General features: G+C 68.0%; 14 protein-coding genes and 1 tRNA gene. 11 read left to right on the forward strand and 4 right to left on the reverse strand.

The genetic code is table 11. From position 1 onward, the window contains the following. The first annotated feature begins 8 nt into the window (after positions 1-8). Together rph and rdgB are read left to right on the forward strand one after the other, a co-directional pair. Complete coding sequence (gene rph / locus CAM01S_RS01685; RefSeq protein WP_157071343.1) at positions 9-752, forward strand: ribonuclease PH; 744 nt, start codon at positions 9-11, stop codon at positions 750-752. After that, positions 749-1,363: an RdgB/HAM1 family non-canonical purine NTP pyrophosphatase gene (gene rdgB, locus CAM01S_RS01690; RefSeq protein WP_066515267.1), complete on the forward strand. Its 615-nt coding sequence runs from the start codon at positions 749-751 to the stop codon at positions 1,361-1,363. Before rph ends, rdgB begins: the two co-directional genes overlap by 4 nt. A 16-nt stretch (positions 1,364-1,379) precedes the next feature. Here rdgB and CAM01S_RS01695 read toward each other — a convergent pair whose 3' ends face one another. The 3 genes from CAM01S_RS01695 to CAM01S_RS01705 all read right to left on the reverse strand — a co-directional run bounded on the left by CAM01S_RS01695 (position 1,380) and on the right by CAM01S_RS01705 (position 3,624). Further along, on the reverse strand, positions 1,380-2,108 hold the full coding sequence (locus CAM01S_RS01695; protein ID WP_066515276.1) for a DedA family protein: 729 nt from the start codon (positions 2,106-2,108) through the stop codon (positions 1,380-1,382). A gap of 129 nt (positions 2,109-2,237) precedes the next feature. After that, positions 2,238-2,319 (reverse strand) — tRNA-Leu (locus CAM01S_RS01700). A gap of 45 nt (positions 2,320-2,364) precedes the next feature. Next, positions 2,365-3,624 (reverse strand): MFS transporter, encoded by a 1,260-nt coding sequence (locus CAM01S_RS01705; RefSeq protein WP_066515284.1) that lies wholly within the window; start codon positions 3,622-3,624, stop codon positions 2,365-2,367. Positions 3,625-3,666: 42 nt separating this feature from the next. Between CAM01S_RS01705 and mnmA the strand changes: the two genes are divergently transcribed. From mnmA to CAM01S_RS01750, 9 genes are all read left to right on the forward strand, one after another. Beyond that, complete coding sequence (gene mnmA / locus CAM01S_RS01710) at positions 3,667-4,824, forward strand: tRNA 2-thiouridine(34) synthase MnmA (protein ID WP_083527630.1); 1,158 nt, start codon at positions 3,667-3,669, stop codon at positions 4,822-4,824. 10 nt (positions 4,825-4,834) lie between these two features. Further along, positions 4,835-7,159 (forward strand): NAD-dependent DNA ligase LigA, encoded by a 2,325-nt coding sequence (gene ligA / locus CAM01S_RS01715; RefSeq protein ID WP_066515295.1) that lies wholly within the window; start codon positions 4,835-4,837, stop codon positions 7,157-7,159. 99 nt (positions 7,160-7,258) lie between these two features. Next, positions 7,259-8,683 (forward strand): alpha/beta hydrolase, encoded by a 1,425-nt coding sequence (locus CAM01S_RS01720; protein ID WP_083527631.1) that lies wholly within the window; start codon positions 7,259-7,261, stop codon positions 8,681-8,683. 100 nt (positions 8,684-8,783) lie between these two features. Continuing rightward, positions 8,784-11,093: a transglycosylase domain-containing protein gene (locus CAM01S_RS01725; protein WP_066515305.1), complete on the forward strand. Its 2,310-nt coding sequence runs from the start codon at positions 8,784-8,786 to the stop codon at positions 11,091-11,093. Positions 11,094-11,156: 63 nt separating this feature from the next. Further along, on the forward strand, positions 11,157-11,456 hold the full coding sequence (gatC, locus tag CAM01S_RS01730) for an Asp-tRNA(Asn)/Glu-tRNA(Gln) amidotransferase subunit GatC (RefSeq protein WP_066515308.1): 300 nt from the start codon (positions 11,157-11,159) through the stop codon (positions 11,454-11,456). Between the two features lie 17 nt (positions 11,457-11,473). Beyond that, positions 11,474-13,000, forward strand: coding sequence for an Asp-tRNA(Asn)/Glu-tRNA(Gln) amidotransferase subunit GatA (gene gatA / locus CAM01S_RS01735; RefSeq protein WP_066516705.1), 1,527 nt, complete (start codon positions 11,474-11,476; stop codon positions 12,998-13,000). After that, entirely contained in the window at positions 13,000-14,502 is a 1,503-nt protein-coding gene (gatB, locus tag CAM01S_RS01740) for an Asp-tRNA(Asn)/Glu-tRNA(Gln) amidotransferase subunit GatB (protein WP_066515313.1), read from the forward strand. Before gatA ends, gatB begins: the two co-directional genes overlap by 1 nt. 200 nt (positions 14,503-14,702) lie before the next feature. Continuing rightward, positions 14,703-15,839, forward strand: a complete 1,137-nt coding sequence (locus CAM01S_RS01745) for a type III polyketide synthase (protein WP_157071344.1) — start codon at positions 14,703-14,705, stop codon at positions 15,837-15,839. Continuing rightward, entirely contained in the window at positions 15,836-16,612 is a 777-nt protein-coding gene (locus CAM01S_RS01750; RefSeq protein ID WP_083527632.1) for a methyltransferase domain-containing protein, read from the forward strand. Before CAM01S_RS01745 ends, CAM01S_RS01750 begins: the two co-directional genes overlap by 4 nt. Here CAM01S_RS01750 and CAM01S_RS01755 read toward each other — a convergent pair. Continuing rightward, a complete protein-coding gene (locus CAM01S_RS01755; RefSeq protein WP_066515318.1) occupies positions 16,590-17,642 on the reverse strand; it encodes a zinc-dependent alcohol dehydrogenase family protein in 1,053 nt (350 codons plus the stop codon). The two genes, CAM01S_RS01750 and CAM01S_RS01755, sit on opposite strands and share 23 nt — an antisense overlap. Positions 17,643-17,848: the final 206 nt, after the last annotated feature.

Below are 17,848 nucleotides of genomic sequence, written 5' to 3' on the forward strand. Positions count from 1 at the left end.
GCACGACAATGACGCGAATCGATGGCCGAGAACCGCACGAGCACCGCCCGGTGACGATCGAGCGCGGCTGGAGCGGTCAGGCAGAGGGCAGCGCCCTGATCAGCTTCGGAAACACGCGCGTGCTCTGCACCGCATCCTTCACCAACGGCGTTCCTCGCTGGATGACCGGGAAAGGCAGCGGGTGGGTCACCGCGGAGTACGCGATGCTCCCGCGCTCGACGAACGAGCGCATGCAGCGCGAGTCGATCAAGGGGCACGTCGGCGGGCGGACGCACGAGATCTCCCGGCTCATCGGTCGTTCGCTCCGCGCAGTCGTGGACATGCGCGCACTCGGCGAGAACACGATCGTGCTCGACTGCGACGTGCTCCAGGCCGATGGCGGCACCCGAACGGCATCAATCACGGGCGCATTCGTGGCGCTCGCCGATGCGGTCGAGTGGGGTCGCGCGCAGGGGTTCATCGCGAAGAAAGCGACCCCGCTGACGGACAGCGTCCAGGCGATCTCGGTCGGCATCGTCGGCGGCACACCAATGCTCGACCTGGCGTACGCGGAAGACTCCATCGCGGACACGGACATGAACATCGTGACGACCGGCTCCGGGACGTTCATCGAGGTTCAGGGCACCGCCGAGCATGCGCCGTTCGATCGGGATGAGCTCAACACGCTGCTCGATCTCGGACTCGCTGGGAACGCGTCGCTCGCGGCGATCCAGCAGGCGGTCCGCACCGGCGCCGACGTGGCCGGCGCATGACCGATCCAGTGGTCGATGCCCGAACGGTGGTCCTCGCCACACACAACGCGCATAAGGTCGCCGAGCTCGAACGCATTCTCGACGACGCACTCGGCGACGTGTCCCTGCGGGCTTACGACGGTCCGGAGCCGATCGAGGACGGCGCCACGTTCGGCGAGAACGCCCTAATCAAGGCGCGTGCAGCAGTGCAGAACACGGGACTGCCGGCGCTCGCGGACGACTCGGGGATCGCCGTCGATGTGCTCGGCGGCGCCCCGGGAATCCATTCCGCGCGCTACGCCGGCACGCGGGTCGACGCGGATAACACAGCGCTCCTGCTTCGCAACCTCGAGGGCGTCCTCGAGCGCACCGCGGCGTTCGTCTGCGCGGCCGCATTCGTCACGCCAGACGGTGAGGAGCACGTCGTCGAGGCCGTCTGGCCGGGGGAGGTCTTGACGGCGCCGAGCGGTGACGGCGGCTTCGGGTATGACCCGATCTTCAAACCCGACGATGCCCCGGTGAGTGCTGCAGCGTTGAGCAGGGATGAGAAGGACGCGCTCAGCCATCGATCCAAGGCGTTTCGCGGCATCGCGCCCAGCGTTCGGACGTGGTTCGACACCGCCGACAGGTAAGTCGCGTCGCGGTTCGTCAGGCGGCGTCCTGGTCGGGCTCGTCAGTCGGGTCGGCTCGGCCCGCGCCGTCCGGATCGCCGTCGCGGCTTTTGCGAGCCTTGCGCGCGTTCCGCCAGTAGGTGAGCGCAGCGGGCACGACGGTGACGACGACCGCGAGCACGAGGATGAGGTCGATGTAGTTCCGGACGAGTGCCGCGATCGGTGGAATGTACCCGAGGAGGAACCCGAGGAGCGTCATGCCAGTGCCCCAGGCGAGACCGCCGATCGCGTTGTAGAGCGAGTACTTCCGATAGTTCATACGCCCGACGCCCGCGGCGATCGGCGCAAACGTGCGGACAATCGGCACGAATCGCGCGAGCATGACGGCCCTCGATCCGAAACGCTGGAAGAACCGGTCCGTTCGCTCGACGGCCTCGCGGGAGAAGAGCCCGCTCTCTCGTCGCTCGAAGATCGGCGGACCTGCGCGACGGCCGATCAGATACCCGAACTCACCGCCGAGGAACGCCGCTGCGCCGATCATGATCATGGCAAGCCAGACGGGGATCCCGCCGATGCTGCCACCGCGGTCGAAGGCGAACACGCCGGTGATGATGAGCAGGCTGTCGCCCGGAAAGATGAACCCGATCAGCAGACCGGTCTCAGCGAAGATGATCGCGCACACCACGAGCACCGCGACTGCACCGAAGTGGTCGAGGATGTAGTTCGGGTCGAGGAACGGGATCAGAGCGAAGGCGACGTGCGGCATGGGACTTCCGGATCGGGAGGCGAGGTCCCCTTTCGCCTCGCCTGCCCAGGCTAGCGTGCGACATCGGACGCCAGCAGTGCATGTCATCGTCACTCGCTGCTGCTGCCGCCGCCGCTCCGACATGGTCGGTGCGGGAGAAGGGACTCGAACCCTCACGCCCGGAGGCACAGGAACCTAAATCCTGCGTGTCTGCCAGTTTCACCACTCCCGCGGCGCTGCCAGTGTAGGGGAGCCGAGCCTCCGGATAGGCGCGCGGCTAGCGGAGGGCGCGCGGAAGGTACCGCGGTACGTAGCGGAGGAGGACACCCGCTCCGACGAGCCCGAGCACACCCATAACGCCGCTTGCGAGCGCGATCGATGCGGCGCCGGTGACGATCGAGATGAGGACGGGTGCCGCCGCCTGCCCGAAGTCGCCGGTGAAGCGCCACGCACCGAGGAACGGTGCTGGATGATCCCGAGGCGCGAGGTCCGCGCCCAGCGTCATGAGGATCCCCGACCCGACGCCGTTCGCAAGCGACATGAGCATTGCGATCGCGATGAACCAGATCACGCGGGTCGTCGACGAGTCGCTCCACGTCAGCAGGAAGTAGCAGATGCTCAGCCCGACCAGACAGGGGAGCGCGCTCGCAAGCCGCCCCCACCGGTCCATGATCTGACCGCTCGTGTAGAACAGCCCGAAGTCGATGGCCCCGGCGATCCCGATGACGAGGGCTGCCTCCGACGCGCCCATCCCGATGCTCACCGCCCAGAGCGGCAGGATGACCTGACGACCGGCCCGCATCGCCCCGATGATCCCTGCGCCGCTGCCGAGTTGAACGAGAACGCCGCGATATTGCCGGATCGTGCGGAACAACCCCTCCGACTCTTCGCGCACCAGCTCTGCGCCCTCGTCCTCGGCCGCACCGGAGGCCCGTCGCGCGACTCCGAATCCGCGTCGCCCCGTCGCCGGGTCACGAACGACGAAGAGCACCATCGCGGCAGCGAGACAGCACGCGACGTGGATCCAGAACGAACTCTGCACCGATCCGGTCATCCGAGTGATGCCAGAGGAGAGGAAGGGACCGACGAAGTATCCGAACCGGAACACCCCTCCGAGCGTCGACAATGCTCGCGCCCGGTAGGCGATGGGGACCGCAGTTGTCATGTACGCGTGTCGCGCGAGCGCGAAGACCGCGGTGGACATTCCGACGAGGAACACGCCGATCGCGAGAACGAGGGCGTTCGGCGCGCTGACGGCGACGAGCAGCCCGACGATGCTGACGAGCGACGCGCCGATCATCGCCGTCCGTTCGCCGATTGCGGAGACGACCCATCCGCTCGGGACGTCGCCGATGAGTTCCCCGACGAGGATCAGCGATGCGACGAAGCCCGCGATCGCCAACGTGGCCCCGAGCGAGTGCGCGGCGATGGGGATGATCGGGATGATCGCGCCTTCGCCGACAGCGAAGAGGGTGGCCGGGAGGAACGCCGACAACGCGACCGATCGAATCGAGAAGCCCGCCGAGGTCGTCGCCATGAGGGTTTCAGGGTACGCCCGAGCGCCGGGTACCCTGGAACGATGCGTGTGCTTGCAGCAATGAGCGGCGGGGTGGACTCCGCGGTAGCCGCGGCACGAGCGGTCGAGGCCGGGCACGACGTCGTCGGAGTTCACCTTGCGCTGAGTCGCATGCCCGGAACGCTCCGGACCGGGAGCCGCGGTTGCTGCACGATCGAGGACTCCATGGACGCCCAACGGGCCGCCGCCACGATCGGCATTCCGTATTACGTCTGGGACTTCTCCGAGCGGTTCAAAGCCGATGTCGTCGACGACTTCATCGCCGAGTACACGGCCGGCCGCACCCCGAACCCCTGCATGCGCTGCAACGAGCGCATCAAATTCGCCGCGCTGCTCGAGAAGGCGCTGGCACTCGGCTTCGACGCCGTCTGCACGGGCCACTACGCGACGATCATTCGCGACGAACAGGGGCGGCCGGAACTGCACCGAGCGGCGGCGTGGGCGAAGGACCAGTCGTACGTGCTCGGGGTCCTGACCGAGGAGCAGCTCGACCACGCCATGTTTCCACTCGGGGCGACACCGTCGAAGGCCGAGGTTCGAGCCGAGGCGGCCGCGCGAGGACTCACCGTCGCCGCCAAGCCGGACAGCCACGACATCTGCTTCATTCCTGACGGCGATACGCGCGGGTGGCTCGCCGATCGTGTCGGCGCGTCCGACGGACCGATCGTGGAGCGGGACGGAACCGTCGTCGGGCAGCACGCCGGCGCACATGCGTACACGGTCGGCCAGCGTCGCGGGTTGTCGATCGGGCGCCCCGCGCCGGACGGCCGTCCGCGCTTTGTGCTCGAAGTGCGACCCAAGGACAACACGGTCGTCGTCGGCCCGAAGGAATCGTTGGCGATCGCAGAGCTCTCCGGGCAGCGATACACGTGGGCCGGTGCTGCGCCGTCCGACATGACGTCGCCATTCGCGTGCACCGTGCAGATCCGCGCGCACGCTGACCCGGTTCCCGCGGCAGCCCGCGTCGTCGCGGATGACGATTCGGTGGGCGGTCGGCTCGTCGTCGCGCCTGCAGAACCGATCCTCGGGGTCGCGACGGGCCAGACTGCGGTCGTGTATGTCGGTACGCGCGTCCTCGGGCAGTGCACGATCGATCGCACTGTCGCGGCCGATGTCCTCGCCACGACACCGGAGCGGGAGAGCGTCAGCGGCGACCGGTAGAACTGACCGCATGAGCGATCTTGCCGACTCCACGATGTCGACCACGGCGGTCGACGAACTCGACCCGGCCCAGGCCGAACAGGAGAGCGACGCCCTGCGCACGCGCATCAATCGGCTGCGCGACGAATATTACGAGGGCAACGAATCCACCGCCTCCGACGCGGAATACGACGGGCTGGTCCGTCGCCTTGCCGCAATCGAGGCGCGGTTTCCGGAGATGCTCCGTGACGACAGCCCCACTCAGACGGTCGGCGGGCGGCCGCAGACGACGCAGTTCGCTCCCGTGGAGCACGCCGAGCCGATGCTCAGCCTCGACAATGTCTTCAGCCCAGCCGAACTCGCCGATTGGGCTGCCCGTGTGCAGCGTGACGCGGGCGATCATCGCGTGCGATTCCTGTCCGAGCTCAAAATCGACGGCCTCGCTGTCAACCTCCGATACGAATACGGCGAACTCATCACCGCGGCGACCCGCGGGGACGGCGTCATCGGAGAGGACGTCACCGGCAACGTCCGCACGATGGGCACCATCCCGACACGGCTCGCCGGCTCCGGGCATCCTCCATTGCTCGAAGTCCGCGGCGAGATATTCTTCCCCGTCGCCGAGTTCGACGCGCTGAACGCGAGTCAGCGCGAGGCGGGTGAACGGGTGTTCGCCAACCCGAGAAATGCCGCTGCGGGATCGCTCCGGCAAAAGGAAGAGGGGAAGAGCCCGGCGAAGCGAGCGCTGATGGTGGATCGGCTTCGGCGACTCCGGATGCTCGTTCACGGCATCGGCGCGTGGCCCGTTCCAGCGCTCACGGCGGACACCGGCGTGACCTCGCAATCGCAGATCTATGAGCTCCTGCACTCCTGGGGTCTGCCGACGAGCACGCACTATCGGGTGTTCGACACGATCGACGAAGTGAACGAATTCGTGCGCGAATACGGCGAACGGCGCGCTTCGGTCGAGCACCAGATCGACGGCATCGTCGTCAAAGTGGACGACCTGGCACTGCATGAGGAACTGGGCGCAACCTCCCGGGCGCCCCGGTGGGCGATCGCGTACAAATACCCGCCCGAAGAGGTCCACACGAAGCTCCTCGACATCGTGGTGAGTGTCGGGCGGACCGGACGCGCCACGCCATTCGCCGTGATGGAGCCGGCGGAGGTCGCCGGTTCCGTCGTTCGGCAGGCGACCCTCCACAATCAGCAGGTCGTCAAGAGCAAGGGCGTCCTCATCGGTGACACGGTGGTGCTCCGAAAAGCCGGCGACGTTATTCCGGAGGTGCTCGGCCCGGTCACCGAGCTCCGAGACGGGACCCAACGCGAGTTCGTCATGCCCGAGCGCTGCCCGGAGTGCGGAACGCCGTTGGCTCCGGCCAAAGAGGGCGACATCGACCTACGGTGTCCGAACGCACGATCATGCCCCGCACAGGTCCGCGGGCGAGTCGAGCACATCGCCTCTCGGGGCTCACTTGATATCGAGGGGCTGGGCGAAGTGGCCGCGGCCGCGCTCACGCAGCCGCTTGCGCCATCGACGCCGCCGCTCATCACGGAAGCGGGACTCTTCGACCTCACGGTCGAGGACATCTTCGCCATCGAAGTGATCGTGCGCGACGCCGACACCGGACTGCCGCGCACGGACGACGACGGCTCGCCGAAAGTCGTGATGCCGTTCAGTCGACTGCGGAAGCGAACGGATCCACCCTACGATTCGGAACTCCGCGGCGAGCGGTTCGCCGGAGACGCCGAGCGAGTGCCGTCGAAGGCGGCGATCGAGATGCTCGCGAACATCGAATCCGCGAAGAGCAGGCCGCTGTGGCGCTTCCTCGTCGGACTGAGCATTCGCCACGTCGGACCTGTCGCCGCTCGCGCGCTCGCTGACCACTTCGGCTCGCTTGACGCGATACGGGCGGCATCCCGAGACGAGCTCGCTGCCGTTGACGGCGTCGGCGAGATCATCGCGGATGCCCTGCTCAACTGGTTCGACATCGACTGGCATCGGGACATCGTCGATCGATGGTCCCTCGCCGGCGTCCCGTTCAGCACACCCGGTCATCCGGGTCCCGGCGGGGCCACGGGGCCGAAGGGCGTGCTCGACGGTGTGACGGTGGTCGCGACCGGAACGCTGGAGGGGTACACCCGCGAAGGCGCGCAAGAGGCGATCATCGCAGCGGGTGGGAAAGCGGCCTCAAGCGTCAGTAAGAAGACGGACTTTGTCGCTGCCGGTCCCGGGGCCGGGTCCAAGCTGACCAAGGCCGAGCAACTCGGGCTTCGGGTCATCGACGCCGCCGCCTTCCATCTGCTCGTCACAGAAGGGCCGAGCGCGCTCGCCACACAGGACCCGGGCGAGTAGGTCGTCCCCACGGATCTGCGACACGCCGGTGAGCGTGCCCGGAACGGGGGACAAGTTCTCACAGAGAGCCCACGACCGGGAGTGGTTTCCCTACACTTGATGAAGCATCACCTGCCGTCTACAGGGGGACGACAGGAGGCCTTCCCAGGGGAGACCGATTTGCTGCTCGCCGCCGCAGCTTTGCTCGCAGCCTCGATTCACACATTCGGAGTGGTCGAGGCCCCGACCGCGCCGCAAACCTCGCTCGTCGTGAGCGCTCCCGGGGCACGCCAACCACCGGAAGGCCTGAATCACCACCCGTCGCCGACCACCGTGTCGTCCGCCGTGCGGCTTGCCGCGCAAAGCGGCCCAGACGCGCTCCTCACCGAATTGGGCCGGTTTGATCCGGCACAGTTGCGTGCCGTCGCCGCCGATGCGCAGGTTCAAGCGACGGTGTTCGATGCGCCACCGACCGCCCCGCGTGTGCAGAAATGGTGGGCAGAACTCTCCCATGCAGCGCAGACGCGCCTCGAGGATGACGCCCCGGCCATCGTCGGGAACCTCGAGGGCGTGCCCTACGGCGTGCGCGACCGCGCAAACCGCGCGTATCTGACGCAGGCACTCCGCGAGAACGAGCGGTCCGCCGTCGCGTCCTCGCGGACCCTCGCGATGCTGGAGCAGGTCCGGTATGCCCTCCGCCGAGCTCCGGGCACGCCGATGAAGCAACTGCTGACGCTCGACCCCCGTGGCTCGGGGCGAGCAGCGATTGCCATCGGAAACATGGCAACGGCATCCGACGTCACGGTGATGGTCCCGGGAATGTTCTTCACCGTGACCGGCCAGATGCAGGACTGGACCAACACCGCCGAGAACGTGTACGCCGAGCAGGCGAGCCTCGCCCCACAAGCGACCGACGAGTCCACCGGCATCGCGGTGCTCGCCTGGATGGGCTATCGCACGCCCGACCTCTCGAATGTGCTCTCGCTCCAGCTCGCCAAGGTCGGCGCACAGCGATTCGAGCGGGTCGTCGCCGGCCTCGATACGATGCGTGCCGCCTCCGAACCGCGGGTCAATGTGGTCGCGCATTCGTACGGCTCCACGACCGCGCTGATCGCCCTGTCCTCGGGCCGAATCCACGTGCAGTCCCTCACGCTGTACGGCTCACCAGGCAGTTCCGTCGCGAGCGCGAGCCAACTCGGTGTGACATCAGGCCAGGTCTTCGTCGGTGACGCACACTGGGATCCCATTGCCGGCACCGGATACTTCGGCGTCGATCCCGGCTCGCACGGGTTCGGGGCGCATCTGCTCGACCTCGTAGGGGGCGCGTCCACCGCGTTCGATGGGGACGTGTTCCGCTCACCGTTCGGGCACAACGAGTACCTGAAGCCGGGCACCGCGTCCCTCCACGACGTTGCACTGATCGCCATCGGCCGCAGTGATCTCGTCGCGCGCAGTGGCGACCCCAACGCTCCTGCGAACCCTGCGGATCCGCACTCGCCACAGTTCCTGCTCGTGCGCCCGCAAGACCTGCTCGTCCGGGACTGATACGCCTCGCTCCGATGGTCGGCCGAAAAGCCTGAGGGTCGTCGCAGGAATCGGCGCGTCGGAATGGGCCGATTCCAGTGCTTGTCCGTACCGTTCTCCCATGCGCGTGCTCCGATGGCCAGCCTCCCTGATCTCATTCGTGATCATGGCCGTGCTCGCGGGCATGCTCATCGCCGTCGCAGTGACGCCAGCGGTCGCGATCGCCGGGCAGGGTGTGTCATCCGCGGCCCAGTTCTTCGAGGGGCTCCCGAGCTACCTGGACATCGGGTCGCAGCAGCAGGTCTCCACGATCTACGCGTCCAAGGGTGGCCAGCAGGTGCCCATCGCGTCGTTCTATGCGGAGAATCGGACCACGGTGCCGAGCACCCAGATGTCCAAGTACGTGAAAGAGGGCGCAGTCGACACGGAGGATCCGCGCTTCTACGAGGAGGGCGGCATCGACCTCCTCGGCACGGTGCGCGGTGCGCTGTCCACAGCCTCCGGTTCGACCGTCCAGGGCGGTTCCTCGATCACGCAGCAGTACGTGAAGAACGTCCTCGTCCAGCAGTGCGAGCAACTCGCGACGACTGCCGAGATCAACTCGTGCTACGTCAAGGTGACCGGCGTCACTCCGCAGCGCAAGCTGCAGGAGATGCGGTACGCGATCGCGGTCAACAAGAAGTACACCAAAGACCAGATCCTGACCGGATACCTGAACATCGTCGGTCTCGGCGGTCGCGTGTACGGCGTTGAGGCCGCGGCCGAGTACTACTTCGGCGTGCACGCCGCTGATCTCACGCTGCCGCAGGCGGCCACGCTCGTTGCGATTCTGAACAATCCCGAGAACCTCCGGATCGACGAGCCTTCGAACGCATCGAACGGCGCGGCGAACGGCTACAAGCTGACGAAGACACGCCGTGACTACGTCCTTCGCAGGATGGTCGTGCACCACTCGATCACGAAAGCCGAAGCGGACGCCGCGATCGCGACCCCGATCACCCCCAAGGTGACAGCAACCGCGAACGGATGTTCGACCGCGGCGACGAACTACGACGCCGGGTACTTCTGCGACTACGTCCGCGCCCAGATCCTGCAGGACAAGGCGTTCGGAGCCACACTCGCGCAGCGCATCGAGACGCTCGACACCAAGGGGTTGAAGGTCTACACGACGCTCGACCTCGACGTCCAGGCGAAGGCGCAAGCTGCGCTCTCGAGCTACGTGCCCGCGACGATGTCCGGAGTGCACATCGGCGGCTCCAACGTCACCGTCGAGCCGGGAACCGGGCGCATCCTTTCGATGGTGCAGAACACGGCCTACACGCAGTCCGACAACGCGCCCGCTGGCAGCACTGCCGTGAACTACAGCGCCGACAGCGGCTATGGCAATTCCATCGGGTTCCAGACCGGATCGACGTTCAAGGTGTTCACCCTCGCCGAGTGGCTCGCGACCGGACACACGCTCAGCCAGTACGTCTCGACGACGGAGCACAACCTCCCGTCGTCCGAGTTCCACAACTCCTGCGAGAACATCGCGGGTCCGCCGTGGTCGGTCGCGAACGCCGAACTGGTGCCGGCATCGATGTCCGTGCTAACGGCGACCGCGGAGTCGATCAACACGGCGTTCGCGCAGATGGGGAAGCAGCTCGACCTCTGCCAGATCGCGAATCTCGCCGCGGCGATGGGCATCCATCGGGCTGACGGCGGAAAGTTCGTGGAGAGCCCGTCGATGATCCTCGGCGTGAACGAGCTGTCACCGATCAATCTTGCCGAGGCCTATGCCGGGTTCGCGAACGACGGTGTCGTCTGCACTCCGAGCGCCATCGATAAGGTCACCGAAGCGGACGGCACGGTGATCGCACCCTCGCCGTCGATCTGCACGCGCGGCGTCTCAACCCAGGTCGCAGGCACCGTCGACTACGCATTGCAGACCGTCTTGCAGCCAGGAGGCACGGCCGCCTCCGCCAACCCGCAGGACGCCACGCCCAAGTTCGCGAAAACGGGAACGACAGACTCCGACATTCAGAACTGGCTGGTCACCTCGACGACCAAGTACACCAACGCGACCTGGATCGGAAACGTCTACGGAAACGTCGGGCTCGCAAACTGGCCGATGGGTCAGGGCACGACCGGCTACAGCGCGAAGTTCGGCGTCGGGAAGCAGATGATGACCTTCCTGGACAGCAAGTACGGGGGCGGCGCACTCCCCGTGCCGGACCAGGCGATGATCGGCACGCCGCCCGCGCCTCCGTCCGCGTCGACGGCCGCCACGGCCACCCAGGGCGCCGCAACGCCCAGCACACCGACCACGTCGACGTCGGGTGGGCAGACCGGCACCTCCGGGAATGCCGGCGGTGCGCCGGTCGCTCCCGGCGCGGGCACGAACGGCAACGGCGGCGGCAACGGCAACGGCAACGGCGGCGGCCACGGCTGATCGGCGGGCAGGGCGCCGCCCCTAGACTGGTTCGGTCCCCGAGCCAACGATCGACGGAGCACCATGCCTGACATCACGACCGACCAGGTGGCGCATCTCGCGTCCCTCGCGCGCATCGCGCTGACGCCCGACGAGATCGAGACGCTCACCGGCGAGCTGGGTCACATCGTCGAGAGCGTCGCGCGGGTCTCGGAGGTCGCAACGCCGGACATCCCCGCGACCAGCCATCCGATTCCGATGCAGAACGTGTTCCGCCCCGACGTTGTCGGCACCACGCTCACGCAGGAGCAGGCGCTCTCGGGCGCGCCCGACTCCGACGGGCAGCGGTTCCGTGTCACCGCCATCCTGGGGGAGGAGCAGTGAGCGACGACATCGTCCGGATGAGCGCCGCAGCGCTCGCCGATGCGCTCGTCTCGCGCGAGATCTCGAGCGCCGACGCGACGCAGGCGTATCTCGACCGCATCGCAGCGGTCGACCCCGACGTGCACGCCTACCTCCACGTCAACGATGCGGCGCTCGCCGCCGCGAAGGTGATCGACGCGCGCCGCGCTGCCGGAGACGATCTCGGGCCGCTCGCCGGTGTGCCGGTCGCCGTGAAAGACGTGCTGTGCACTGCCGACATGCCGACCACAGCCGGGTCGCGGATCCTCGAAGGATGGGTGCCGCCGTACGACGCGACCCCGGTCGCTCGGCTCCGGCAGGCCGGTCTCGTGCCGCTCGGGAAGACCAACATGGACGAGTTCGCCATGGGGTCGTCGACCGAGTATTCGGCCTACGGACCGACGCGAAACCCGTGGAATCTCGACCGCATTCCCGGCGGGTCCGGCGGAGGCTCCGCAGCCGCGGTGGCGGCGTTCGAAGCGCCGCTCGCGCTCGGGAGCGACACCGGCGGGTCGATCAGACAGCCGGGTGCCGTGACCGGAACGGTCGGCGTGAAGCCGACCTATGGGGGAGTGAGCCGCTACGGGTCGATCGCGCTCGCGTCGAGCCTCGACCAGGTCGGGCCCGTGGCGCGCACGGTGCTCGACGCTGCCCTGCTCCACGACGTCATCGGCGGCCACGACCCGCGCGACTCGACGTCCATCCCCGATGCGTGGCCGTCCTTCGCGGAGGCCGCGCGAGACGGACTGCAGCGCGACGACCTCACGGGACTCCGCGTCGGTGTCGTGGCGGAGCTCTCGGGTGGCGACGGGTTCCAAGCGGGTGTCGAACAGCGGTTCCGCGAGACGGTCGATCTGCTCGAGCGTGCCGGAGCAACGGTCATCGAGATCGCCGCCCCGAGTTTCGCCTACGCGATCAGCGCCTACTACCTGATCCTGCCCGCGGAAGCGTCGTCCAACCTGGCGAAGTTCGATAGCGTCCGGTTCGGGCTCCGGGTGACCCCTGACGGCGGCGGCACCGTCGAGGACGTGATGGCTGCCACCCGCGAGCGCGGCTTCGGACCGGAGGTCAAGCGGCGCATCATCCTCGGTACGTACGCGCTGAGCGCGGGCTATTACGACGCCTACTACGGCAGCGCGCAGAAGGTTCGAACGCTCGTGCAGCGCGACTTCGCGACGGCGTTCGACCAGGTCGATCTGCTGATCAGTCCCTCCGCGCCGACCACGGCATTCGCCATCGGGGAACGCGTGAACGACCCGCTTGCCATGTATCTCAACGACCTCACCACGATTCCGGCGAACCTCGCCGGCGTCCCGGGCATGACGATCCCGATGGGTCTCGCCCCCGAGGACGGCCTCCCGGTCGGCGTGCAGCTCATGGCTCCTGCGCGCGAGGACGCCCGTCTCTATCGCTATGGCGCGGTGCTCGAGCGGCTTCTGGAGGCATCGTGGGGTTCGCGCCTGCTCGACCGGGCGCCGGATCTCGACCGAGGGCAGGAATCAGCGGCGGAAGCGGGAGTGGTCTGATGGCGAAGGTCGCCCTGATGGATTTCGACGAAGCGCTCGAGCGATACGAGCCGGTGCTCGGATTCGAGGTGCACGTCGAACTCGGCACGAAGACGAAGATGTTCTCGGATGCACCGAACGCCTTCGGCGGTGAGCCGAACACGTACGTGACGCCGGTCGATCTCGGGCTCCCCGGTTCGCTGCCGGTCGTGAACGAACAAGCGGTGCGCTACTCGATCAGTCTCGGGCTCGCGCTCGGATGCTCGATCGCCGAGTCGTCGCGGTTTGCGCGGAAGAACTACTTCTACCCGGATCTGGCGAAGAACTACCAGATCTCGCAGTACGACGAACCGATCGCGTTCGACGGAGAGGTCGAAGTGGAGCTCGCCGACGGCACCACGTTCCTGGTCCCGATCGAACGGGCGCACATGGAAGAGGACGCCGGCAAGCTCACGCACGTCGGCGGCTCCACCGGCCGGATCCAGGGCGCGGAGTACTCGCTCGTCGACTACAACCGCGCCGGTGTCCCGCTCGTCGAGATCGTGACTCGGCCCATCTTCGGCGCCGATAAGCGCGCTCCGGAGCTCGGCGCCGCGTACGTGCAGACGATTCGTGACCTGGTGCGCGCGCTCGGCGTGTCCGAGGCGCGGATGGAGCGTGGCAACCTGCGCTGCGACGCGAACGTCTCACTCCGCCCTCGGGGTGCGGAGCGGCTCGGAACGCGAACGGAGACGAAGAACGTCAACTCGTTCCGATCCGTCGAGCGCGCCGTTCGATACGAGATCCAACGACAGGCCGCGATCCTCGCTGCCGGCGGCACCATCACCCAGGAGACCCGTCACTGGCACGAGGACACCGGCACGACGTCGCCAGGACGCCCGAAGTCGGACGCGGACGACTACCGGTACTTCCCCGAGCCAGATCTGCTTCCCGTCGTGCCGTCGCCCGCGCTCATCGACGAGCTTCGTCGAGCGCTGCCGGAGGCGCCCGTCGCCCGCCGTCGTCGCCTCCGCGCCGAGTGGGGATTCACCGACCTGGAGTTCCAGGATGTCGCGAACAGCGGCCTCGTCGACGCGGTGGCGCAGACGGTGGCCGAGGGTGCGTCACCCGCGGCTGCGCGCAAGTGGTGGACCGGTGAGATCGCACGGATCGCGAACGCGACGAATGCGCAGCCGGAAGACCTGGTCTCGCCGGCGCACGTCGCCGCGCTCATCGCACTCGTCGATTCGGGCTCCTTGACCGACCGATTGGCTCGCCAAGCGCTCGAAGGCGTCATCGCCGGCGAGGGGTCGCCTGACGAGGTCGTTGCCGCGCGCGGGCTGCAGGTCGTCTCCGACGACGGGGCGTTGACGAGCGCAGTCGACGAAGCCCTCGCGGCGCAGCCGGACGTTCTTGCGAAGATTCGCGATGGCAAGCTGCAAGCAGCCGGCGCCATCATCGGAGCCGTCATGAAAGCCATGCGCGGTCAAGCGGACGCGGCACGGGTGCGAGAACTCGTCCTCGAGCGGGCGCAGCAGGGCTGAGCGAGCTAGGCAGCGGTGGCGGGCTGCGCCCGATGCAGCGTGCTGCCCAGGGCTGAGTCGGTCCGGACCGGATTGCGGCACGCACCGAACCTCCGCTCGGCCGTCACCGCGCGCTGGTCCGGACACCTTGGCGTCGGCGCGAATGGCGCTCGATGGATCGGACCGGCACGTCCGACCGGACTGCGGTGACAGGATGGTGCGTGCCTCCCGTCATCCGCGCCATCGGAACCGCGACTCCGCTCCGGTCCGTCTCCCAGGACCGCATTCGGGATCGGTTTCTCGCCCAACCCGATCTCAGCCGTCTGGGGTCACGGCTCGTTCGTGCGGCGTTCGACGGTGCCGATGTGGCGCAGCGCGGAACAGTGCTCGACGTACTCGCCGACCCTGACGGCACCGATGACGTGGGGCTGCGAGCCGACCCGTTCGTCGACGCGAACGGCATCATCGGCGTGCCCTCGACGGGGTTCCGCAACGACCGGTACCGCGTCGAGGCGCCAGAGCTGTTCGTCGCCGCCGCCCGCGAGGCGCTGATCCGAAGCGCCGTTCCCGCGGCGGCCGTGACGCACGTGATCACGGTCTCGTGCACCGGCTTCACGCAGCCCGGGCCCGACCTCGACATCGTGCACCGACTCGGGCTGCCGAGCACGGTCTTTCGGCATCACATCGGCTTCATGGGCTGCGCGGCCGCATTTCCCGCGCTCCGCATGGCCGCCGCGTTCTGCGCCGCCGATCCCACGGCAGTCGCACTCGTGGTGTGTGCGGAGCTGTGCACGCTGCACGTTCGCACGAGCGATCAGCCGGACCAGATCGTCGCGAACGCGGTGTTCGCTGACGGGGCGGCGGCGGCCGTCGTGACAGGTGCCGCACCTGACCGTGCGACGAGCGACGGAGCCGATCCGTGCCTCCGAATCGATGGCTTCGCAACGACCGTGATCCCGGAGGGGGCACCCGACATGGCGTGGAACATCGGCGACGCCGGGTTCGAGATGGTGCTGTCGCCGCGGGTTCCGAAGCTGGTGCAAGCACACGTTCGGGAGGCTGTGGCGCCGATCCTCGAGCAGTGCGGTTGGGAGCAGGGCTCGGTCGCGCATTGGGCGGTGCATCCTGGCGGTCGGGCCATCGTGGATCGCGTCGAGGAGGAGTTGGTGCTCCCCGCAGAGGCGCTGGCTCCCGCCCGGCGCGTGCTCCGCGAGCACGGCAACATGTCGAGCGCCACCGTGCTGTTCGTGCTCGACGCGATCCTCAGCGCAGCACCGGAGGACGGCGACCCCGTCGTCGCATTGGCGTTCGGACCAGGGCTCACGGTCGAGTCGGCCGGACTCACCGTGCTGCGATGAGCGGGCGAGGACGAACGGGTCCGAGCCGTGCGCGCCGTTCAGATGGACTGAAGGATCGGCTCCGCACGCGCGCGATCGACCTCGCGGAGCTTATGGACGACCCCGACTGCGACCCTGTCCGCCTCGACCGAACCTACCGCCGTTTCGAACTTATCAACGCGCTCGTGAGTGGCTGGCGTGAGACGTTTCGCACCCGCATCGCGCCGGTGCTCGTCGGGCGCCGTGTGCCAGCACGCATCCTCGATCTCGGATGCGGAGGCGGGGACCTCGCCCGAGCGCTTGCGCGTCGCGCGTCCGCAACCGGTATCCCTGTCGAAGTCGTCGGCATCGACCCGGACGAGCGGGCGATCCGGGCAGCGAAGCGGCGGACCACGGACGGCGTGTCGTTCCGTGTCGCATCGAGCGGTGATCTTGTTGCCGCCGGGGAGGTGTTCGACGTCGTCGTGTCGAATCACGTGCTGCATCACCTGCACGCCGACGACCGTGACGCGTTCTTCGCTGATTCCGCAGCCCTCGCGACCTCGCTGGTCGTGCACAGCGACATCAGACGCTCCCCGGGCGCGTACCGCTCGTACGCTGCAGCGGCGCCGTTCATCGCGCCGGGCACCTTCGTCCTCGTCGACGGTCTGCGATCGATTCGCCGCAGCTACACCGCTGCCGAATTGCGCGACGCGGCGCCTGCCGGTTGGAGTATCGCCGAGCAGGCACCGCATCGCGTTCTCGCAGTCCGGGAGGCACCCGGACGTTCGATCAAGGCTTCAGCAGCACCTTGATCGCGCGTCGCTCGTCCATGGCTGCGTAGGCCTCGGGTGCGTCGTCGAGCGGCAGTGTGAGATCGAACACGCGCCCGGGGTCAACGGTCCGCGCGAGCACGTCGGGGAGCAGTTCGGGGATGTACGCACGGACCGGCGCGACGCCGCCGCCGACCGAGATGTTGCGGCCGAACAGGAACGGAACGGGCAGCTCGGGCTCTCCCGCGGGGACGCCGACGTAGCCGACGTGGCCGCCCGGACGGAGCACGCGCAGGGCGGTGTCCATGCTCTCAGCGGTTCCGACCGCCTCCAGCGCGCAGTCAGCGAGTTCGCCGTCGAGGAGCTCGCGGACCGCCTCCACGCCCGCGTCGCCGCGCTCACTCACGATGTCCGTTGCCCCGAATTCGCGGGCGAGCGCCTGCCGGTCGGTATGGCGGCTCATCGCGATGATCCGCGAAGCACCCAGCCGCGACGCCGCGAGCACGGCCAGGAGGCCCACCGCACCGTCGCCGACGACCACCACCGTCGATCCCGTCGTGACGTTCGCCGCGATGGCCGCGTGGTGCCCGGTGGAGAACACGTCGGAGAGCGTCAACAACGATGGAATGAGGTCGTCGGCGACCGGGCCGGGGACGACGACGAGCGAGGCCTCCGCATCGGGAACCCGAACGAATTCGGACTGCGCGCCGGACATCGGGTTGCCGTAGGCATCCTTCGGCGCGCCGAACGTGGAGCCGTGATCGCAGCCGGATGTCATCCCGTTCCGGCATGCCTGACAGGTGCCGTCGTTCGTGGTGAACGGCGCGATGACGAAGTCGCCGACATGGAGGTCTCGGACATCGTCGCCGACCTCGGTGATCGTGCCAACCAGCTCGTGCCCGATCGCGCGCGGCTCCTTCGTCGGCCGCACCCCTCGATATGGCCAGAGGTCCGAACCGCATACACAAGCGGCTGCGACCTGCACGATGACGTCGGTTGGGGTGATCAGCCTGGGCTCGGGCCGGTCCTCGACGCGGATGTCCTTCGGGCCGTAAATGACGGTTGTGCGCACTGGGATCCTCTCGTGATGCAACGGTTCGGTTGGGCGCTCTGGCGCCGGGACAGGCGTTGGGGCTACCGCGACCGGCGCTTGGTCTGCCGCGGCGGGTGCTTGGTCTGCCGCGGCGGGCACTTGGTCTGCCGCGGCCGGCGTTTGGGCTACCGCAACCGGCGCTTGGGCTATCGCGACCCGGACGCCCGGCGCGAACGTGAAGCCAC

The organism is Curtobacterium ammoniigenes NBRC 101786 (genome assembly GCF_001571045.1).
Lineage (GTDB): Bacteria > Actinomycetota > Actinomycetes > Actinomycetales > Microbacteriaceae > Curtobacterium > Curtobacterium ammoniigenes.